3 protein-coding genes are annotated in these 2749 nt (G+C 71.2%); all 3 read left to right on the plus strand.

Going from position 1 to position 2749, the window contains the following annotated elements; translation table 11 throughout:
• Positions 1–144: 144 nt before the first annotated feature.
• The 3 genes from ACWEMJ_RS34030 to ACWEMJ_RS34040 all read left to right on the plus strand — a co-directional run bounded on the left by ACWEMJ_RS34030 (position 145) and on the right by ACWEMJ_RS34040 (position 2323).
• The gene (locus tag ACWEMJ_RS34030) at positions 145–1335 is read left to right on the plus strand and encodes a hypothetical protein (protein WP_452141009.1); all 1191 of its coding nucleotides are present in this window, start codon (positions 145–147) and stop codon (positions 1333–1335) included.
• A gap of 141 nt (positions 1336–1476) precedes the next feature.
• The gene (locus ACWEMJ_RS34035) at positions 1477–1845 is read left to right on the plus strand and encodes a VOC family protein (protein ID WP_452141010.1); all 369 of its coding nucleotides are present in this window, start codon (positions 1477–1479) and stop codon (positions 1843–1845) included.
• A 43-nt stretch (positions 1846–1888) separates the two neighbouring features.
• The gene (locus ACWEMJ_RS34040; RefSeq protein ID WP_452141011.1) at positions 1889–2323 is read left to right on the plus strand and encodes a PGPGW domain-containing protein; all 435 of its coding nucleotides are present in this window, start codon (positions 1889–1891) and stop codon (positions 2321–2323) included.
• The last annotated feature ends 426 nt before the right edge of the window (positions 2324–2749 follow it).

A 2749-nucleotide genomic window follows, 5' to 3' on the forward strand; every position in this document is an offset into this window, starting at 1 on the left:
ATCGTGATCCCGCGCGCCGAGCAGCGCATGGGCCGGGCCCCGCGCCCCGAGGACGACGACCTGTGGATGATCTGTGAGGGTATTGAAATAGTCTTGGGGCGATCGGCCAGGGGGGCCGTGGCTCGACCAGGGGGGACCAGCGCGATGGCGGCGAAACAGTTCGGATTCCGGCCGGAAGAACTGCTGAAGATCATGCGGGACTTCGAGCAGCTGAACCAGCGCATGGCGCAGATGACCCAGCAGGTCGGACACATCAAGGAGACGGTCGCCAAGGCGGCGGCCACCGACGTGTTCGCCGGCGGCATCCTGGGCGTCGTCGGCGCGGGCGCGGTGCTGGCACAGGTCACCAAGGACGTCCAGGACATCAAGCACAAGGCCGACGCCCTGCTGAAGAGCAAGGAGAAGCTCACCAAGGAGCTCGGCGAGGACGCGGCGAAGATCAAGAAGATGATCGAGCGGTACCACTCGGTCGAGCAGGGCATCGCCGACATCCTCAACAAGCCGTACCCCGGCGGGGAGCCGCCGAAGTCGCCGAGCACCGGGATCGCCGGCGTTCCCGGTGGCGGTGGCGGCGGCGGGGGCGGCGGGAGCCACCCGGAGCAGCCGAAGTCGCCCGGCACGGGCGGCGACAGCACCGGTGGCGGCGGCGGTGGGGGCGGCACCGGTGGCGGTGGCCATGCCCCGCAGCCGAAGTCGCCGAACACCGGCGGCGGCGACACCAGCGGCAACGACGGCTCCGGGATCTCCACCCGGCCCGGCGGGCTGCACGACGGCCCGAAGATCAAGGACCGGTCCAGCGGCGACTGGAAGACCACGATGATCAACGGCCGGGGCTGGGACGACTGGTCGCCCACCCACAAGTGGCACCCGCGCAACGGCGGGGGCGCCGGCGTGCAGGACCGGCCGAACCTGGACGGCGTCTCCGACGAGCGCCGGGCCATGGTCGAGCGGGCGATGGAGCGCGTGGAGCGCAAGCTCGGCTACAGCCAGGGCGCCGTCACCAACGGCTACCGGGTCGACTGCTCCGGATTCGTCTCGGCGGCCTGGGGCCTGTCCACCGCCGGCGGCGGCACCTCGACCGGGCCGCTGATCAGCGAGAGCGCGGGCATCGCGCACCACATCAACAAGAGCGACCTGATGCCCGGCGACGCGCTGGTCATCCACCACGAGAGCGGCGACCAGAACCAGCACGTGGTGCTGTTCGGCGGCTGGGCGGACGCCGCGCACACCAAGGCGATCATCCTGGAGGACTCCGGCAGCCAGGGCTGCGTCTCGCACGAGGTGCCGATGTCGAAGCTGTCCGGGTACACCGCGATCCGCAAGAACGGCATGTGAGCCGACGGCGTTCCCCCGGCGCCGGTGTTTTCCGATGCCGGGGGAACGTCGCAGGTCAGGGGCTATTGACCTGAAGGGCGCTTGAGGTTTTACGGTCGGTGTGCGTGAGATCACCCGCCCCTCGACGAGAGGTCATGCACCATGCCCGCAGAGCTCAACCACACCATCGTGGCCGCCCGTGACCGCGAGGCCACCGCCGGCTTCCTGACCGAGCTGCTCGGCCTGCCCCCGGCGGAGGTCCACGAGCCGTTCCTCGCCGTGCAGTTGGGCAACCGAGTGACGCTCGACGTGATGACCGTGGCCGGACCGATCACCCCGCAGCACTACGCCTTCCTGGTCTCCGAGGACGAGTTCGACGCGATCCTCGGCCGCATCCGGGCCCAGGGGCTCACCCATTGGGCCGACCCGTTCGCCCAGCAGGCCGGCCGGATCAACCACTGGAACGGCGGCCGCGGCGTCTACGTGAAGGACCCGGACGGGCACAGCATCGAGGCGCTCACCAGGCCCTGAGCCGCACTGCGGAAACGTTCGGCCGCCCGGTTAGGGTGGAGCGATGAACGATCAGCAGCGGCCGGACTACGAAGCGGACCCGGGAAGCCTCCACCCGGTGGCCAGGGTGGTCCTCGGAACGGTCGGCGTGGTGCTGATCACCGTCGGCGTGGTGCTGCTGGTGCTGCCCGGCCCCGGCATGCTGCTCCTGCTGGCCGGCCTGGTGCTGCTGGCTCGGGCCGTCCCCTCCTTCTCCCGTTTCGTCGAACCGGTCCGCCTCAAGGCCATGGAGGGCGCCGAGGCCAGCGTCGCCTCCCGCTGGCGCATCGCCGGCTCGGTCCTCGCCGGCCTCGGCCTGATCGGCGGCGGCATCATCGCGATCCTGGCCCCGAACCTCCCCCTCGCAGGCTGGCCCACCGGCCTCAGCCTGATCCTCTCCGGCCTGATCCTGTTCGCCCTCCTGATCTGGAGCCACCGCCGGGTGCACGGCCACCGCTGAGGTTCTCTTTCGGGCGGCCGGCGGCTTCGCCGCCGGTGGCGGGACGGCGGGAGACGGTGGCGACTGTGGCCGCGTTGAACTGCCGCGCCTGCGGCTCTGCCCCGTGGCCTTGCGTGGTGTTGCGCGATTGAACCGCTGCGCGTCGGGGGAGATCAGGCCCGGCCCGGGGCGGTTTCAGCCCTCGCCGGCTTGGCCTTGCAGCCCGTGAGCCAGGCTCGGCGGGGCAGGTCAGGTGGAAGTGGTGGCCAGTTGCACCGCGCAGGGGTGCGGGAGCGCCGCTGGACTGCTGCGCGGCCGGGGGTAGATCGGGAACCAGACCGGCGCGGGGGTAGTCCCAGGGCCTTGGCCAGCTTGGCCAGCTTGGCCAGCTTGGCCTTGCGGCCTTGCGGCCTTGCGGCCTTGCGGCCTTGCGGCCTTGCGGCCTTG

This window comes from Kitasatospora sp. NPDC004531 (assembly GCF_053602195.1).